The organism is Gemmobacter fulvus (assembly GCF_018798885.1).
Lineage (GTDB): Bacteria > Pseudomonadota > Alphaproteobacteria > Rhodobacterales > Rhodobacteraceae > Gemmobacter > Gemmobacter fulvus.
This window is the reverse complement of sequence record NZ_CP076361.1, coordinates 2,697,523-2,716,515: the sequence shown is the minus strand read 5'-3', so window position 1 is coordinate 2,716,515 and position 18,993 is coordinate 2,697,523. Positions and strand designations below refer to the sequence as shown.

The window sequence follows — 18,993 nt, the reverse complement described above, 5'->3', positions numbered from 1 at the left end:
CCCTGCCGCTCTCGCCTCACACCCCATGCTGCGCCCCCTCCATGCCATGCGCACCGCCCATCATCAGCCCGATCTCGTCAATGGTCAGCCCCTGCACCGGGCGCGGGCTGGTCAGGCGGCCCGCGTTCAGGGCGGCAAAATTGTCCGCAACCTCCAGCAGCTCGTCCAGATCCTGGCTGATCACCACCACCGCGGCGCTTGCCGCCGCCCGGTCGATGATCGCCTGCCGGATCGCCGCCGCCGCCGCCGCATCCACCCCCCAGGTGGGTTGGTTGATCACGATCACCGTGGGGTCTTGCGACAATTCGCGTCCCACCACGAATTTCTGCAAATTCCCACCCGACAGCGCGCGCGCCGCCACATGGGTGCCCGGGGTGCGCACGTCAAACTCGGCCACGATTCCCGCCGCAAAGCTCTGCGCCGCAGGCCAGTCGATAAAGCCGTTGCGCACCAACCCCTTGCGTGTTGCCCCCGACAGCAGGGCATTTTCCACTAGGCTCATGTCCGGGGCCGCCGCATGGCCCAGCCGTTCCTCGGGGGCGGCCACAAGACCGGCGCGCCGCCGGGCCACCGGCCCCTGATCGCCCATGCCCTGCCCGTCGATCCGCACTGCATCGCGGGTGGTGGTCAGCTCGCCCGACAGCGCCAGTAGCAATTCATCCTGCCCATTACCCGCCACGCCCGCAATGCCCAGAACCTCGCCGCGCGCCACCGAAAAGCCGATATGTTTCAACGATGTGCCAAAAGGGATTGGCGAGGCGACCGACAGGTCTGCCACCTCCAGAACCACACCGCCCTTGGCCTTGCCACTGCGGGCGGGCGGGGTCAGGGTCGCCCCCACCATCAGCTCCGCCATCTCGCGCGCGGAGCGGTCGCGCGGGGTACAGGTGGCCACCACCTTGCCACGCCGCAGGATCGTCGCCTCGTCACACAGCGCCCGGATTTCCTCAAGCTTGTGCGAGATATACAGGATCGACGTGCCTTCGGATTTCAACAGCCGCAGGGTGCGGAACAGGATCTCCACCTCTTGCGGGGTCAGCACACTGGTCGGCTCGTCCATGATCAGCAGTTTGGGATCCTGCAACAGGCACCGAATGATCTCCACCCGTTGCCGTTCGCCCGCCGACAGATCGCCCACCATCCGCGCCGGATCGAGCGGCAGGCCATAAGCCGCGCTCACATTGCGGATCTGCGTGGCAAGCGCCCCCATCTTCGGCGGGTGTTCCATGCCCAGCGCCACGTTTTCGGCCACGTTCAGCGCCTCGAACAGCGAGAAATGCTGAAATACCATCGCCACCCCCGAGGCCCGCGCCATGCGCGGCTCGGTCGGGGCATAGGGCTGGCCGCGCAGGGTCATCCTGCCGCTGTCGGGTTTGACCAGCCCGTAGATCATCTTGACCAGCGTCGATTTGCCCGCGCCGTTTTCGCCCAGCAGCGCATGCACCTCCCCCGCCTTGATGGTGAAGGACACGTCACTGTTGGCCACCACCCCCGGATAGGCCTTGGTCACACCCTCGACGCGCAACAGCGTCTCGCCATTTGTCATCCCGCCATCTCCCCGCGGTTGATGCCTTGTCTGTTCTCTCCCTGTCGCAGAAAGGCGACGGCGACGCCAAGGGCAATCGCTTGCGGGTGCTTGCCAAGGCTTTTGTCGCCCATCGGGCAGGCAATTCGTGAAATCGCCGCCGCAGAATGCCCCAGATCCTGCAGCCGCGCCCGGAACCGTGCCGCCTTGGTCGCAGATCCAATCAGCCCCAGATGCCGGAACCCATGCGCCAAAAGCCGGTGGCACAGTTCCAGATCCAGCGCATGGGAATAGGTCAGCACCAGATGTTCGGCCCCGCCCGGCGCATAAGCCACAAGGGCAGCCGGATCGGCGGCGGGCAGCACCGTCACACCCTCGGGCACCGCCTCGGGAAAACGGTCCGGGGCGGTATCCACCCAGGTCAGCGCCACGCCCGGCAAAGGCGCCAGCACCCCGACTAGGGCCCGCCCCACATGGCCCGCGCCCCAGATCCACAGATGGCGCTGCGGTCGCGCCACCGGTTCGACCCACCAGCCCTGAAGCAGTTGTGGTTCGGGCAGCACACCCTCTGCCCGCGCCCGCGCCAGCAAACGCTTCACCGCGAATGGCATCGGCGCGGCGCGCAGCGGTCGGGCGATCACCTCATGCAGCAGCGCCGCCGCCGTCTCTGCACAAAACAGCTCGGTCACCAGCGTCACCGCACCGCCGCAGCATTGCCCCAGCGCCGGCCCAAGCGGCACCCGGTCCACCCGCAGCGGCCCACCCTGCGCCAACAAGGCCCGCGCCCGCTCCACCGCCTGAAACTCCAGCGCGCCACCCCCGATGGTGCCGCTTTGCCCGCCGGGCCAGACCAGCATTGCCGCCCCCACCTCACGCGGCGACGATCCGTCAAAGGCCGCAATCACCACCCGGGCAACCCGCCCCTGCGCCGCCACCGCCGTCACAAGCCCCGCGCGATCAAACATGGCCGTGCTGCCGCTGCACGGCCCACAACACCCGCTCTGCCGTGGCCGGGGCTTCCAGCGCCGGATAGATCGTGCCATCGCCACAGGCCGCCACCGCATCCGACAGTGCCATCAGCACCGAAATGCCCAGCATGAACGGTGGCTCACCCACCGCCTTGGATTTGCCCACCGTCGCCTCAGGGTTCGGGCGCTCCCACAAAGCCACGTTGAACACTGGCGGGCGGTCAGAGCAGGCGGGAATCTTGTAGGTGCTGGGCGCATGGGTGCGCAGACGCCCGCTGTCATCCCAGACCAGTTCTTCCGTGGTCAGCCACCCCGCCCCCTGCACATAGGCCCCCTCCACCTGCCCGATATCCAGCGCCGGGTTCAGACTGCTGCCGGTGTCATGCAGAATATCGGTCCGCAGAATGCGGTTCTCGCCGGTCAGTGTGTCGATCACCACTTCGCTGACCGCCGCACCATAGGCGAAATACAGAAAGGGCCGCCCCGCACCGCGCTTGCGATCCCATTGCAGTTTGGGTGTGGCGTAATAGCCGGTGGCAGATAGCGACACCCGTGCCTGATAGGCCGCCGCCGCCGCCTCGGCAAAGCTGTACTCCGCCGTCCCCACCCCGACGCGCCCCGCCGCAAACACAACCGCCTCCGGGCTGATCTGATGGGTCTCCGCCAGATGCGCCGCCATCCGGTCGCGGATCGCGACACAGGCCGCCTGCGCCGCCATGCCGTTCAGATCCGATCCCGAGGACGCAGCGGTGGCCGAGGTATTGGGCACCTTGCCAGTATCGGTGGCGGTGATTTTCACAGCCAACACCGGCACCCCGAACACCGAGGCCGCCACCTGCGCCACCTTCTGAAACAGCCCCTGCCCCATCTCGGTGCCACCATGGTTCAGATGGATCGAACCATCCTGATACACATGCACCAGAGCCCCGGCCTGATTGAGAAAGGTCAGCGTGAACGAAATGCCGAACTTCACCGGGGTCAGCGCGATCCCCCGCTTCAGGATCGGGCTGGCGGCATTCCAGCGCGCGATCTCGGCGCGCCGCGCCTGATAGTCTGACCGCCGCTCCAGATCCGCTACCAAAGCGCGGCCAATGAAATCCTCGACCGGCATGTGGTAATGCGTGGTCTGCGCTACCTCCAGCTGCGGGGAATGTTCCGCGCCATATCGCCGCCCCGTGCCCGAGGCTTCTGCCCGAAACGCCCCCGCTTTCATCTTGGCAAAAATATCCTCGGGGGGCGCGCCGGAGGCGCGGGGGGCAGAAAGCCCCCCTTCGGTCATTTCCGCATAGAAATTCCGCCGCCGCACCATAAGCGGATCCAGCTTCAGGCAATGGGCGATGTGATCCATCACCCGCTCGATCCCCACCACCCCCTGCGGGCCACCGAACCCGCGATAGGCGGTGGCACTTTGGGTGTTGGTTTTCAGGCGATGGCTTTCAATGCGCACATGCGCCAGATGATAGGCATTGTCGGCATGCAGCATCGCCCGGTCGGCCACCGGCAGGCTCAGATCCTGGCTCCAGCCGCAGCGGAACAGGTGCTGGAACTCGATCCCCGCCAAAAGGCCGGTCTCATCGAATCCAGCGCGATAGCGGATCTTCAGATCATGCCGCTTGCCGGTGATCATCATGTCATCGTCGCGGTCATAGCGCATCTTGCAGGGCCGCCCGGTCGCCCGAGCCGCCAGCGCGCAGGCAATCGCCAGCGCATTGCCCTGGCTTTCCTTGCCGCCAAAGCCGCCGCCCATGCGCCGCACCTCCACCCGCACGGCATGCATCGGCAGATGCAGGGCATGGGCGACCTTGTGCTGGATCTCGGTCGGGTGCTGGGTGGAACTGTAGACCACCATATCACCACCCTCTTGCAGCAGGGCCGCGGCGATCTGGCCTTCCAGATAGAAATGCTCCTGTCCGCCGACCTCCATCTCGGCGCTGATCACATGCGGTGCCGCGGCAATGGCCGCCGCCGCATCGCCGCGCGCCCAGACCACCGGCCCGTCCTCGAACCGCGAATTGGCGGCCAGCGCCTGCTCCACCGTCAGCAGCGCCGGGCGCTCGGCATAGGTGATGCAGCCCAGCCGGGCCGCCCGGCGCGCCGCCAGATGGCTGTCAGCCACCACCAGAAACACCGGCTGCCCGACATAGTACACCTGCCCCACCGCCAGCAGCGGCTCGTCCTGCACCGAGGGCGAACAATCGGGCATCTCGGGCCAGTCGGCGGCGGAAAACACCGCAACCACACCGGGGGCGGCCCGCACCGCTGCCAGATCGAGCGCCGTGATGTCGCCATGCGCACAGGTGGACAGGCCGAAAGCCAGATGCAGCGCCCCCGCAGGCAGCGGGATGTCATCGGTGTAACGCGCTTGCCCGGTCACATGCAGCGGGGCCGCGTCATGCGGCAGCGGTTTGCCCAGACTCATGCCCGCACCTCCAGCACAGAGGCGGCAGTGCCGCTCAGATCATGGAAATAGCGCAGCGCCAGATTGCCCGCAGCCTCCAGCCGATAGGCTGCCGAGGCGCGCATATCGGACAGTGGCGTGAAATCCTGTGCGCAGGCGGCTTTCGCCGCCGCGAAGGCGGCAAGGCCAAAGGGCTGGCCGATCAGCGCCGCCTCCATCGCGCGGGCACGTTTGGGGATGCCCGCCATGCCGCCAAAGGCGATGCGGGCCGAGGTGATCACCTCCTGTTCCACGCTCAGATTGAAACAGCCCAGCACGGCAGAAATATCCTGATCGAAGCGTTTGGACAGTTTGTAACAGCGCAGACCGGGGGCGGTGGCCGGGATCGTCACCGCCTCGACAAATTCGCCGGGCTGGCGATCCTGCTTGCGGTAATCAAGGAAAAAATCCTCCAGCGGCAGGCTGCGCCGGGTGGCCCCCTTGCGCAGATGCAGCACCGCCCCCAGCGCGATCAGCGCAGGCGGGCCGTCACCGATGGGCGAGCCATTGGCAATATTGCCGCCGATCGTCGCCGCATTGCGCACCTGTTCCGAGGCATAACGGCTCAGCATCGCCGCAAATTGCGGATGCGGCCCGGCCAAGCCTGCGCGCAGATCGGTGAGCGTGACACCGGCCCCGATGCGGATCGTGTCGCCTTCGGTGGTGAGGTTTTGCAGATCGGTTATGCCATTCAGAAACGCCACCTCGGTCAGGCTGCGCAGCTCTTTCGTGACCCAGAGCCCGACATCGGTTGCGCCTGCAATCAGCGTGGCCTCGGGGTGGGCGGCATACCAGTCGGCCAGCTCGTCGGCGGTCTGCGGGCGGACAGCGCCGGGGAGGCTGCCTGCCTCCCCGGACCCCTCCGGGGATATTTCTGCCAATGTGAAAGCCGCATCGGTGGTCATCCACGTCGGCACCGGGGCCGTGGCGGCGGCTTCGGCGGCGCGGATGATCGGGGCATAGCCGGTGCAGCGGCAGAGATTGCCTGCGAGCGTCACATCATGGTCGGCGCGGCCTTGCAGATGCGCCACCGCCATCGAGGTGATGAACCCCGGGGTGCAGAAGCCGCATTGGCTGCCGTGATGGTCGATCATCGCCTGTTGCACCGGATGCAGGGCCCCATCCGGGCCACTGATCCCTTCGACCGTGCGCACCGCCTTGCCCTGCAATTGCGGCAGGAACAGGATGCAGGCATTCAGCGCGCGTGGCCCCCGGGCATCGGTGACCATCACGGTGCAAGCGCCGCAATCGCCTTCGTTGCAGCCCTCTTTGGTGCCGCACAGACCCTGATCTTCGCGCAGGAAATCCAGAAGAGTGCGTGTCGGGGAGCCCCCTTGTACACGCACCGGCGTTCCATTCAGCAGAAACGCGATCTCGGACATCAATTTAACCCGCCGCCTTCTCCCCCTGAGGCTGTTGCGTGCCCGCCCGATGCGGCGTAAAGCGAGGCACGCGCCCTGTTCTTTGCTATCTTCCATGAACACCGCGCCATGGCACCATAGCAAGCATTACCTTTCAGCCGATGCCGAAAGCAGTTTCGCGCTTTGCCGAAAAATCACCCGCCCTTTCGCTGCCCCTGACGCTCCGCTAGGCTATGCGCATGTCAGAACATCCGCGATTCATCCATCTGAGAGTGCATACCGAATATTCGCTGCTGGAAGGCGCGGTGCCGGTGAAAAAGCTGGTGGGGCTGTGTGCCGCCGCCGCCATGCCCGCCGTGGCGGTGACCGATACCAACAACATGTTCGCCGCGCTGGAATTTTCCACGCTGGCGAGCGGGGCCGGGGTGCAGCCGATCATCGGCTGTCAGATCAGCCTGGCCTATGATCCGGCCGCCCCCGGGGAAAAGCCGCGCGGGCCTGCGCCGCTGGTGCTGCTGGCGCAGTCCGAGCCGGGCTACATGAACCTGATGAAGCTGAACTCCTGCCTCTATATCGGCAAGGGCGGGCAGCTGCCGCAGGTGACGGTTGAAGAGCTGTCGACTCATGCCGAGGGGCTGATCTGCCTGTCCGGCGGGGCCGAGGGGCCGCTGGGCAAGCTGGTGCAGGCCGGGCAGAACAGCAAGGCCGAGGCGCTGATGGAGCGGCTGGCGGGCATCTATCCGGGCCGGTTCTACATCGAGCTGCAGCGCCACCCCGGCGAGGGCGGGCGGCTGATGGAGGCCGAGGCTGCCACCGAACGCGGGTTTCTGGAGCTGGCCTATGCCAAGGCCTTGCCACTGGTGGCGACCAATGATGTCTATTTCCCGAAGACCGAGATGTATGAGGCGCATGACGCGCTGATCTGCATCGCGGAAGGCGCTTATGTCGATCAGACCGGACCGCGCCGTCGGCTGACGCCGCAGCATTATTTCAAATCCGAAGCCGAGATGTGCGCGCTGTTCGCAGATCTGCCCGAGGCGCTGGAGAACACGGTGGAGATTGCGCGACGCTGTGCCTTCAAGGCGGCCAAGCGCAACCCGATCCTGCCGAAATTCGCCGATGACGAGGTGCAGGAATTGCGCCGTCAGGCCAATGAAGGGTTGCAGCGCCGCCTTGCCATCATTCCCCATGCCGTGACGCCCGAAGAATATCAGGCGCGGCTGGATTTCGAGCTGGGCATCATCGAGAAGATGGGCTTTCCCGGCTACTTCCTGATCGTGGCCGATTTCATCAAATGGGCCAAGGATCACGACATTCCGGTGGGGCCGGGGCGGGGGTCGGGCGCGGGCAGCCTTGTCGCCTATGCGCTGACCATCACCGATCTGGATCCCTTGCGTTATGCGCTGCTGTTCGAACGCTTCCTGAACCCGGAGCGGGTGTCGATGCCCGACTTCGACATCGACTTCTGCATGGATCGCCGCGAGGAGGTGATCCGTTATGTGCAAGAGAAATACGGGCGCGACAAGGTGGGGCAGATCATCACCTTCGGCGCGCTTCTGTCCAAAGCCGCCGTGCGCGATGTGGGCCGGGTGTTGCAGATGCCCTATGGGCAGGTGGACCGGCTGTCGAAGATGATCCCGGTCGAAGGGGTGAAGCCGGTCTCCATCGTCAAGGCGCTGGCCGATGAGCCGCGCCTGCGCGAGGCCGCCAAGGCCGAAGAGGTGGTGGACCGGCTGCTGACCTATGGCCAGCAGATCGAGGGGCTGCTGCGCAACGCCTCCACCCATGCCGCCGGGGTGGTGATCGGCGACCGGCCTCTGGATGCGCTGGTGCCGCTCTATCAGGATCCGCGCTCGGACATGCCGGCCACCCAGTTCAACATGAAATGGGTCGAGGCGGCGGGGCTGGTGAAGTTCGACTTTCTGGGCCTGAAAACCCTGACGGTGATCCAGAACGCGCTGGACCTGATGAAGCTGCGCGGCATCACACTGGACATCTCGTTGATCCCGCTGGACGACAAGCCGACCTATGAGCTTTATGCCGCCGCCAAGACCGTGGCGGTGTTTCAGGTGGAATCCAGCGGCATGATGGATGCGCTGCGGCGCATGAAACCCACCTGTATCGAAGATATCGTGGCGCTTGTTGCGCTGTATCGCCCCGGCCCGATGGAAAACATTCCGGTCTATTGCGAGGTGAAGAACGGCCTGCGCGAGTTGGAATCGATTCACCCGACCATCGACCATATTCTGGCCGAAACGCAGGGCATCATCGTCTATCAGGAACAAGTGATGCAGATTGCGCAGGTCATGGGCGGCTACAGCCTCGGCGGCGCCGACCTGCTGCGCCGCGCCATGGGCAAGAAGATTGCCGAGGAGATGGCGAAGGAGCGACCGAAATTCATCGAAGGCGCGAAGAAGACCCACAATATCGACGCCAAGAAATCGGGCGAGGTCTTTGACCTGCTGGAGAAATTCGCCAACTACGGCTTCAACAAATCCCACGCCGCCGCCTATGCGGTGGTCAGCTATCAGACTGGTTATCTGAAGGCGAATTACCCGGTCGAATTCATGGCTGCGGTGATGAACTGCGATATTCACCTGACCGACAAGCTGGCCATCTACAAGCGCGAGGTCGACAAGCTCGGCATCAAGACGGTGGCGCCCTGCGTCAATGCCAGCCTTGCCACCTTTACCGTGGTCGACGGGCAGGTGGTCTATGCGCTGGGCGCGCTGAAGAATGTCGGCGTCGAGGCGATGAAGATGATCGTCGAGGCGCGCAAGACCGATACGGGCGAGAAACCCTTTGCCACGCTGTTCGATTTTGCCCGGCGGGTGGATCTGAAACGCGTTGGCAAGCGGCCGCTGGAAATGCTGGCCCGCGCCGGGGCGTTTGACCGGATCGACCCCAACCGCGCCCGCGTGTTCGAGGCACTGGACGCGCTGGTTGCCTATTCGGCGGCGATCCACGAGGCGAAAACCTCCAGTCAGGTCAGCCTGTTCGGCGAGGCCGGGGCCGATCTGCCCGAGCCGCGCCTGTCCAGCCGGGATGACTGGCTGCCGGTGGAGCGGCTGACCCAAGAACATCAGGCGATCGGCTTTTATCTGTCGGGGCACCCGCTGGATGATTACATGGGCCCGCTCAAGCGCAAGAAGGTGCTGACGCTGACCGAACTGACCGCTGCCTGCGAACGGGGGCCGGTGGTGGGCAAGCTGGCCGGATCGGTCAGCAGCCGCCAAGAGCGCAAATCGGCCAAGGGCAATCGCTTTGCCTTTGTGCAACTGTCTGATCCGACAGGGCTTTACGAAGTCACGGTGTTCTCCGACACGCTGGAGCAATGCCGCGATTTTCTGGAGCCGGGCAAGAATGTCGTGCTCACGGTCGAGGCCAATCTGGAAGGCGATACGCTGAAGCTTCTGGCGCGCGGCGCGCAGCCGATTGATGCCGTCGCCGCCGAGGCGGGCGGCAGCAATCTGCGCGTGCATATCACCAAACCCGAAGCCGCCGCCTCGATTGCCACGCTGCTGGCGCGGATCGAGCCGTCACGGATCAAGGGCCAGATCACCCTATGCATTCCCGACGATCAGGGCCGCGAGATTGATCTGGCGCTGCCCGATCTCTATCCGGTCAGCCCGCAGATCAAGGGCGCGATCAAGGCGATGAATGGTGTGCTGATGGTGGAAGAGGCGTGATGGCACAGAAACAATAAGCGCGGGGATCTCTCCCCGCGCTGGCGTCATGAAATGTCGGCTCCTGCTTACAGGAATGCGAAATCGCTGGTTGTCAGGGTCTTGACCCCTTGCAGCAGCGCAATGAATTCGGCCTCGGCATATTCGCCCTTTCCATCGGGATCATACCAGAGCCGCCCGGTATCGCTTTCGAACAGGAAGGTCGGGGCCAGTTCGCGCGCCACCGGATCCGCCCCGGTCACAAGACGGATGCCGGTCTGCGTATTCATCGCGAAGGCATAGGGGTCCAGCACCAGCTTGTCGGTGCCGCGCGTGAAATCGGTGATCACGTCGCCATTGAGACCGCGGGAATTATAGTCGAACACGAACTTGTCGGCCCCTGCCCCGCCGGTCAGCCAGTCATCGCCGCCGCCGCCCGTCAGCACGTCATTGCCGCCACGGCCCATCAGCACGTCATCACCGCCGCTGCCATCGAAGATGTCAGCCTTGTTGCTGCCGCGCAGGTCATCATCCGCCGAGCTGCCCACGATCTTTTCGACATTGCGCAGCGTCAGACCCTTGGCCTGCCCGTCATTCTGACGCGCATCCAGCAGATCCAGCACCGCCGAGTTCACATAGCTCTGGAAGGTAAAGGTATCCGTGCCCGCGCCGCCGTCGAAGATATCCCTGCCGGTGGCATCGGTGCGATACAGCAGATCGTCGCCCGCATCGCCCTGCACCAGATCGTTGCCCGCGCCGTCATAGATGTAATCGGTGCCACCGCCGCCACGCAGCGTGTCATTGCCCGCATGACCGTTGAGGAAATCGGTTTCGGCCCCGGCGGTCACATTGTCCTTGCCCTGACTGCCCGTATAGTTCAGCGCCTCGAACCCCGAAACCTTGGTCACCGCATCCAGTCTCTGCACCCCGGCTGCCAGCAGCTTGAGCGTGTAATCAGCCGTCTGGTTGCCCAGGTTCAGCGTCAGCATGTCCTTGCCCGCACCGCCGATCGCGGTGGCACCACGCCCCATATACACCGTGTCATTGCCCGCACCGGCATCCAGCAGGTCGCCCACATCCTCGGCATAGATGCCACCGCCATTCAGCGTGTCATTGCCCGCGCCGCCATAGACCTTATCGACGCCCGCGCTTGCGGTCAGCGAGTCATCGCCCCCCATGCCTTCCAGCCGGTCATTGCCCGACCCGCCGTCAAACGTATCGCCCAGCGCGCCGCCCTTCAGGCGGTCATTGCCCAGCCCGCTGTTGAGCGTGACCCGCTCGAACCCGGTCAGATCGACCAGCCCGCCCAGAATGGTTACCCGGTTGGCCAGCGTGAACACGAGGTCATTGGTCTGCGACGACAGCGAGAGGTTGACGAGATCGGTGCCCGACCCGCCATTCGCGGTGAACTGCCCCGAGGCGCGATAGCCCCGGCTCACCGAATCATCGCCCGCCCCCAGCGTGATGTCGTAATTGCCGACCTCGCCGCCATACCCATCATCGACATAGACCAGCTCGTTGCCCGCGCCACCGTCAATGATATTGGTGCCGCCGTAATCGTTGAACGTGTCATTGCCCGCGCCGCCGATCATCGTGTCGTCGCCCAGGCCGCCATCCAGATTGTCGTGGCCGCCATTGCCGGTCAGGCTGTCATTGCCATTGCCGCCACTCAGCCAGTCGTAATCGCCGTTGGTGCCGAGCAGCGTGTCATTGCCGTCGCCGCCATAGGCCTGCATGCTCAGCGCGGAGCCCACCGAGGCGATCTTGTCATTGCCCGATCCGAAGCTGACCGAATACCGCTCGAACGATTTGCCAGTAGTGCCGTCGTTCAGCCGGGCGTTCGCGCCGGTGATGTTCAGGGTGAAATTGGCCGTTTCGCCATAGCGCGAAATGGACAGCGTATCGGTGCCGATGCCGCCCTCGGCACTATCCGCACCGCCAGCCCCGAGCGACACATGGTCATCACCCGCACCGCCAAAAACGCTGTCCTTGCCGCTGCCGCCGTCCAGATAGTCCATACCGCCGCCGCCGGTCAGCTTGTCATTGCCAAAGCCGCCGCTGATCGTGTCATTGCCGCCCAAGGTGGTGATGACATTACCCTGCTCGCCGGTGGTGCTGATGTTGTAATGTTCAAAGCCGGTGATCGTGGTGCCCCCGGCAATCGTCAGCACCTGCCCGGCCGGTTTGGCGATGAAATTGCCGGTGAGATAGGTGAGCACCAGCCGGTCTTCGCCCGCGCCGCCGCGCAGGGTGTCGCGCCCCTCGTTATACGAGATATCCACCTGATCATTGCCGGCCCCGGCATCCAGCAGGTCACTGCCCTGCGTATCGGACAGCCGGTCATCGCCCACGCCGCCATAGAGCTTGTCATTGCCCAGCCCGCCATACATCTGGTCGGTATGGATGCCGCCGACGAGGCTGTCATTGCCATCGCCGCCGTCGTAATAGCCCATGTAATCGCCGCGCAGCGTGTCATCGCCCAACCCGCCATAAAGCTGGTTATAGCCTTCGTTGCCATGCAGCAGGTCATTGCCGTCGTCGCCGGTCATGTAATCATGACCCATGCCGCCGCTCAGATTGTCATTGCCCGCGCCGCCCTGAAGCGAGTCATTGCCGCCCGCGCCCTTCAGCACGTCCGCACCATCGCGGCCATTCAGCAGATCGTTGTTCATGCCGCCGGTGATCCGGTCGGCCAGCGCGGTGCCGCCGATGTGGAAATTCTCCACCCCTTTCACCCGCACATTGCCGGTCAGCGTCTGCTGGATGATCCAGTCCTTGATCGAGATGTTCAGCCGCGAGGCCAGCGTCGCATAATCGAGCATCAGCGTGTCGAAGCCCGATCCGCCATCGACCAGATCGCCCCTCAGCATTGTATAGGGCTGGCCAAAGCCGCCCAGCGTGTCGCTGCCGCTGCCCGCGATCAGCGTATCCGCGCCGTCGCCGCCATTCATGTTGTCATTGCCGCTGCCGCCGTTCAGCGAATCCGCCCCGGCGTCGCCCGACAGCACATCGCCCTGAAAACCGCCGAAAATGGTATCGTCGCCATCGCCGCCCAGCACATTGTCAAAGCCGAAGCCCCCGGTCACACGATCATTTTCTTCCATCGCATTGATCTGGTCAAAAAAATCGTCGGTGCCGACGATCGTGTCTCTGCCACTGGTTCCGTTCAGAAATGCCATGGTTCCTCCCAAGGGAAACGGATTGCTTTTGTTTGAGCCTATGGCCCAATTTCCGCCATAAACCCATCACCCGAACAGGTGAGTGCCGCCGTTTTGCAACCTGAGGCATGTCTTGTGCCGATACAAATTTGCAAAGGCCCGCCGTTCCGATCAACAGGGTTGATCCCGTAGCGTCATGCAGTATCCTTTTTTGGCGGGGGACCAATGACATGGCAGTGAAACGGGCAGCGCGGCGCTTGCGGCGCGCGGACAGATGGAAAGCGGGTCTGGCCCATGGTTTCTGAATTGCGTGTGCCGATGGTGCGGCTGGCGATGGTGCTGGCGGCGGTGCTGGCGCTGACCATCACCGTGCTGGTGCTGCGGCTGGCGCAACCGCATCTGGACATGACGCTGGTTGCCGCCCCTGACGGCTCGGCTGTGCAGGTGATGCAGGTGGCGGGCCAGCAGCACAGCGGCACGGCGCTGGCGATCCTGCCCGCCGCGTCGGATGGGCAGGACGGCGTCCCGCTGCGCCCTGACCTGCTGATAGAGGATCCCGACATGCTGGGATCCTATGACGGCATTTCCCGCTTTTACGCCGATCAGGGCCGCTTGTGGCAGCTGACCCGGCAGGCAGCGGCCAGCGGCGGCAGTCTGCGCCTGTCCTTTACCGACAGCACCACGGGCGGCGTGGTCAGCGCCGGGATTCCGGTGCGCCTGCGCAGCACGCTTGCGGATCTGCCGCCGGTGTTCTGGGTACAACTGGCCACCGGCTTTGTGGTTCTGGTGATTGCCGCGTTCTTTCTGGCGCTGCGCCGCGGCGCGGTTCATGCGGGCACCGCTCCCGAAGGTCTCGCGGGTTTCATCATCGCCGGTCTGGGCGTGGGCGGCGCGGCCTATGCCGCCGCCCTCTATTCCAGCCGCAGTCTGGTGATGGAGCCGCAGCTGATGGCGCTGCTGTCGGTCTGCAATCACGCCGCGACCTATTTCTTCGGCATCGGCATGATCGCACTGTTTGCGCGTTATCCGCGCCCGGTTCTGGCATGGGTCTGGGTGCATCTGGCAAGCGGGTTGATCATCGCCGCGCTGCTGCTTTATCGCTTGCAGCTTTTGCCGCATGAGGTGGTGCGCCCGCAAAACGCGGTGGGGCTGATCTTCTGCATCATTCTCGCGCTGGTGGTGGCGCAATTGCGCGCCACCCGCCGCCGCCCGGCCGACCGTGCGGCGCTGCGCTGGCTGGGCCTGTCGTTCCTGCTGGGCTCTGGTGTGTTTGTTCTGCTGGTCGCCCTGCCCGTCGCGCTGGAGCGGGACGGCATCATGTCGCAGGGCATGGCCTTCATTCCGCTCTGCGCGATTTACGTCGGCACCGCGCTTGCACTGGCCCGCTATCGCCTGTTCGATCTGGATCGCTGGGCCTGGCGTGTGCTGTTCCACATGGCGATGATCGGGCTGTTGGTGCTGGTGGATCTGGGGGTGCTGCTGTCGCTCAGCCTGTCGGGGCCTGCCTCGCTGGCCTCGGCGGTGGCGCTGGTCGGGCTGGTGTATTTTCCGCTGCGCGACCGGGTGTTTGACCGCTGGCTGGCGCCGAAACGCCCGGATCTGGCGATGATCTATGGCGAAACCGTCTCTGTCGCCTTCCAGATCGGTCAGGCGGCAAAATCCTCTGCCTGGACCGCGCTGCTGCACCGGCTGTTCACGCCGCTCCATCAAGAGGCGCTGGTGGATGGCCCGACCCAGCCAGTGATCGGGGCCGAAGGGCTGGCGCTGGAGGTGCCCGCACAGGGCGGCGCGCCCGCGCTGCGGCTCAGCTATGCCGAGGGCGGACGGCGTCTGTTCAACAGTGCCGACGCCGCCCTTGTGGCGCAGATGTCCGATCTTGTAACCGCCGCAGAACGCGACCGTGCCGCCTATGAAACCGCGCTACATCAGGAACGCCGCCGCATTGCGCGTGATCTGCATGACGATGTCGGCTCGCGCCTGCTGTCCAGCCTGCACAGCCGCGACGAGGGCAAGCGGCAAGAGTTTCTGGTCGATGCGCTGGCCGATCTGCGCCAGATCGCCTCGGGGCTGGCGGGGCGCGAAGTGACGCTGGAAACCCTGATCGGCGAGATGCGGGCCGAAAGCCGCAACCGCGCCGAGGCGCATGGCCGCAGCCTGATCTGGCCGCTGGGATCGGCGGATGAGGCCAATGTTGCGCTGGCCTATGACCTGCACCGCAACTTTACCGCCATGCACCGCGAGGCCCTGTCGAATGCGCTCGGCCATGGCGGGGCCGGGCCGATCCGGGTGCAGACCGACCTGCGTGACGGGATGCTGGTTCATAGGATCGAAAACCCGCTGGCACCGGACGAGGCCTACGCCCCGCCATCATCGCTGCGCGGCAATGGGGTGGCCAATATCCGCGCCCGCGCCGCCGCCCTGCATGGTCAGGCCAAGGCGGGTCCGGATCTGCCTGCGGGCCTCTATCGGCTGGAGCTGCGCCTGCCCCTTGTGCCGTTGCCACAGCTGACGCCGCAAGACCTCTGACCCCTTGCAGCAAGGCCGCCAAGACGGCACTGTCAAACCCGTAAGCGTTGCCTGCCTTGCCAGTGCCCCCCTGCCGCCAAGCCCCCGGACAGACATGACCTTTCAGCGCGACACCGATGCCAGCAGACCGCCGCCGCGTGATGGCAGGCCGCTTCAGGCATTGGTGCTGGATGACAACCGCGAAACCCGCAACTGGATCAGCGAAACCCTGGCCGCCACGCTGACCGGCGCGGTCATTGATACGGCGGCAACCTGCGCCGAGGCGCGCACGCTGCTGTTCACATCCGCGCGCAGCTATGACTTCGCGCTGATCGACCTGGATCTGCCGGATGGCAACGGGGTGGAGATCATTCGCGCCATCGCCCTGCACCTGCCGCAGACCCTGCCGGTGGTCATCACCATATTCGAGGATGACGCCTCGCTGTTCGATGCGCTGGCGGCGGGCGCGATGGGATATATCCTGAAGGGTGTGAAAACCGCCAGCCTGACCGACCAGTTCCGCCGCATCGAACAGGGCGAACCGCCGATTTCGCCGCGCATCGCCCAGCGTATGATCGCGCATTTCAAGATGCTCAGCCCCGCCCCGCGTCGGCCGCCCGCCACCGGCGAGGATGTCTGCCTGACCCAGCGCGAACAGGATGTGCTGCGGCTTTTGGGCAAGGGCCTGACGATGAGCGACATTGCCGGCACTCTGGGCATTTCGGCCAATACCTGTGCCACGCACACGAAATCCATCTATCGTAAGCTCAATATCTCCAGCCGGGCCGAAGCGGCGCTGGCAGCCGACCGGCGCGGCCTGATCTGAGATCGGGGCGCGTCAGGCTGCCCGATCTTCGCCGCCCGCCGTCATCAGCCCCCGGCGGGTGGTGCTTTCCTCGACCGCCTGCCGCAGCGTCTGGTTGCGCGACAGCAGATCAAGGAAGCGCACCTCATCCAGGCTCAACAGAGTGCAATGGGTGATCGCGGTGATCTGGGCGCGGCGCGGGCGGCGGGTCAGGATGCCAAGCTGGCCGAACATCTCGCCCCGGCCCAGGCGCTGCACCTGCCCGGCAAACTCCACCTCCACCGCGCCCGAGGCGATGAAATAGACGTGCCGCGCCGGATCGCCCTTGCGGATCAGCACATCACCGGGCTGCGCATAGACCGTGGCAATGCGCTTTTGCACCATCCGCAGCTGCGCCGCATCCAGCCCGGCCAGCGCGGGCAATTGCCGCAGCATGGCGCTTTTCTGCACCGCCAGATCCAGCCGGGGGCGCTGGTTCAGCCTGCGCCGCGCCTCGGCCAGCGATTGCCGCAGCGTGACATGCAGTTCCTTGCCGATCAGCCCGTCTTTCAGCAGCGAGTCATATTCCCGCTCTTCGATGCGCAGGGCCAGACGGCGGATGAACCGGCGCTCCATCTCTTCGGCATAGCCCGGATATTGCAGGCGCAGCCCTTCCAGCGCCTGCGCGGTGTCCTCTTCGCGCCCGGTCAGCACCTGATGCAGCAGATCCGCCACCCGCTTGCCGTGGATCCGGCGGATCTTGCCGTCGATATAGCCGTGCAATTCACGCAGGATCAGCCGCTGGTTCATCAGGATGTCAAAGCGGCTTGCCGTCATCTGCGCCAATGGCGGAGAAATGCGCAGCCGGTTATGCGCCGCCACCGCCAGCCGGTAGCGGCGGCCATAGCCGAGGCCCCGCCGCGCCGCCCGGCGATAGCCGATCCGCCCGGCCAGCCGCGTGAGTTCGATCAGACGGTCCACATCGGTCAGCATCTGCTCGGCCCGGCCCGAGGCGATTTCCTGTTCCCGGAACGCCTCCAGCACCAGATCACGCTCGCGTCCGGCCAATGCCAGCAGGCCCAGCGTGATGCGGTCTTTCTGCTTGATCTCGCTGCCCTCTTCGGCCAGCGACACCGCCTGATCGAGCCTCTGGCCAAAGCGTTTCGCCTCGGACCGCACGATATCGCGGCTGAGGCTGTGTTCCTTGACCGTATCCGCCACCTCCTCGCGCACGTTCTGAAGCGCCACGGCGATCACCTGCCGCGACAGTGCCAGATCCAGCGGCGTCAGTTTGGCCAGCCCCAGCCGACGGATCACATGGCGCAGCGTGGTGCCCTGCGCAAACAGCGTGAACAGCGTATAGCCGGTGGCAAGGATACCCACCTCGCGCCGGATGTCGGCAGGCACGCGCAGGTTTTCGGTGACTGCCAGCGCCAGTGCCAGCGTCACCGCGCCGCGCAACCCGCCCCAGAGGATGGCGATACGATAGGGCCGCTCCACCTGCGGCGAGACCCGCAGCCGCGCCAGCAAGGGCAGCACGCCCCAGAGCATGACCACCCGCGCCAATGTCGCCGCCAGAATGACCACGATCACCAGCAGCACATCCCACAGCCGCGCATCCGCCAGCAGCCGCGGGATCAGAAGCGAGGCCAGCACGAAGATCAGCGCCCCCGCCCAATGCGCCAGCAGATCCCAGACTTCGCGCAGGTTGACCCAGGTTGCCGGTGCCAGACGCCCCGGCCCCAGCCAGTTCAGCGTCATGCCCGCCACCACCACCGCCACCACGCCCGAGGCCCCGAGCACATGATCGGCAATCACATAGGTGGCATAGGGAATGGCCACCGACAGCGACAATTGCGCCAGCGGATAGGCCCCCAGCATCACCATGGCGACGAGGGCAATCCGCGCCATCACCCAGCCGGTCAGCATCCCCCCCAGAATGATGCTGGGCAGGCCGATGAACGCGTCCTCCAGCGTCGGGTTCGGCACCCCCGCCATCACGAAGCTGAGAAAGAACCCGAACAGCGCAATTGCCGCCGCATCGTTCAGCAGGCTTTCGCCCTCGACAATCCGCGCCAGCCGCTGCGGGGCCGCCAGACTGCGGAAGATCGACACCACCGCCGAGGGATCCGTGGTCGACACGATGGCCCCGATCAGAAAGCAGGCCAGCAGGCTCATCTGGCTGAACGGGGCCAGCGCCCCGCCGATGAACAGCGTCGCCACCAGCACCGCCGCCACCGCCATCACAAGGATCGGCACCCAGTCATCCAGCATCCGCCTGAGATCAAGGCCCAGCGCAACCTGAAATATGAGCGTCGGCAGGAACACATAGAGGAAGACCGATGACCGGATCGGCAGCGACAGCAGCGCCACGATTTCCGGCCCCAGCTCTGCGCCCATGGTGCTGCGCAGGCCGACGGCCAGCGCCCCCAGCGTGGCCCCGACCACCGCCAGCACCACCGAATAAGGCAGCCGCAAGCGTTCGGCCACCGGCTCTGACAAGGCGATGACGACAAACAGGGCGGCACTGGCGGAAACAAGCAGAACAATATCCATGGCGCGCAAGATAGGCCCAGCGCCGGGGGCGCGA

Annotated in this window: 9 protein-coding genes; 3 read left to right on the top strand and 6 right to left on the bottom strand. The window is 65.2% G+C overall.

What is annotated here, in order from left to right; translation table 11 throughout:
- Positions 1–16: 16 nt before the first annotated feature.
- Genes KM031_RS13130 through xdhA form a run of 4 tightly spaced genes read right to left on the bottom strand, consistent with a single transcriptional unit; the run spans position 17 to position 6,312 of the window.
- Positions 17–1,546 carry an ABC transporter ATP-binding protein gene (locus tag KM031_RS13130; RefSeq protein WP_215506093.1) on the bottom strand — a complete coding sequence of 510 codons (1,530 nt, stop codon included), beginning with the start codon at positions 1,544–1,546 and terminating at the stop codon, positions 17–19.
- Complete coding sequence (gene xdhC, locus KM031_RS13125) at positions 1,543–2,490, bottom strand: xanthine dehydrogenase accessory protein XdhC (RefSeq protein WP_215506092.1); 948 nt, start codon at positions 2,488–2,490, stop codon at positions 1,543–1,545. The genes KM031_RS13130 and xdhC overlap by 4 nt, the downstream gene beginning before the upstream one ends.
- Positions 2,483–4,912: a xanthine dehydrogenase molybdopterin binding subunit gene (gene xdhB, locus KM031_RS13120; RefSeq protein ID WP_215506091.1), complete on the bottom strand. Its 2,430-nt coding sequence runs from the start codon at positions 4,910–4,912 to the stop codon at positions 2,483–2,485. The genes xdhC and xdhB overlap by 8 nt, the downstream gene beginning before the upstream one ends.
- Positions 4,909–6,312 carry a xanthine dehydrogenase small subunit gene (xdhA, locus tag KM031_RS13115; protein ID WP_215506090.1) on the bottom strand — a complete coding sequence of 468 codons (1,404 nt, stop codon included), beginning with the start codon at positions 6,310–6,312 and terminating at the stop codon, positions 4,909–4,911. The genes xdhB and xdhA overlap by 4 nt, the downstream gene beginning before the upstream one ends.
- Before the next feature lie 218 nt (positions 6,313–6,530).
- Here xdhA and dnaE point away from each other — a divergent pair, with 218 nt between their 5' ends.
- On the top strand, positions 6,531–9,980 hold the full coding sequence (gene dnaE / locus KM031_RS13110) for a DNA polymerase III subunit alpha (protein ID WP_215506089.1): 3,450 nt from the start codon (positions 6,531–6,533) through the stop codon (positions 9,978–9,980).
- Positions 9,981–10,045: 65 nt separating this feature from the next.
- On the opposite strand, the gene KM031_RS13105 is transcribed toward dnaE, so the two are convergent.
- Positions 10,046–13,135, bottom strand: coding sequence for a calcium-binding protein (locus KM031_RS13105; RefSeq protein WP_215506088.1), 3,090 nt, complete (start codon positions 13,133–13,135; stop codon positions 10,046–10,048).
- Positions 13,136–13,408: 273 nt separating this feature from the next.
- On the opposite strand from KM031_RS13105, the gene KM031_RS13100 reads away from it, so the two are divergent.
- Positions 13,409–15,640 carry a sensor histidine kinase gene (locus tag KM031_RS13100; protein WP_215506087.1) on the top strand — a complete coding sequence of 744 codons (2,232 nt, stop codon included), beginning with the start codon at positions 13,409–13,411 and terminating at the stop codon, positions 15,638–15,640.
- A 94-nt stretch (positions 15,641–15,734) separates the two neighbouring features.
- The gene (locus KM031_RS13095) at positions 15,735–16,445 is read left to right on the top strand and encodes a LuxR C-terminal-related transcriptional regulator (RefSeq protein ID WP_215506086.1); all 711 of its coding nucleotides are present in this window, start codon (positions 15,735–15,737) and stop codon (positions 16,443–16,445) included.
- A 12-nt stretch (positions 16,446–16,457) separates the two neighbouring features.
- Here KM031_RS13095 and KM031_RS13090 read toward each other — a convergent pair whose 3' ends face one another.
- Positions 16,458–18,959 carry a cation:proton antiporter gene (locus KM031_RS13090; RefSeq protein WP_215506085.1) on the bottom strand — a complete coding sequence of 834 codons (2,502 nt, stop codon included), beginning with the start codon at positions 18,957–18,959 and terminating at the stop codon, positions 16,458–16,460.
- Between the last annotated feature and the right edge of the window lie 34 nt (positions 18,960–18,993).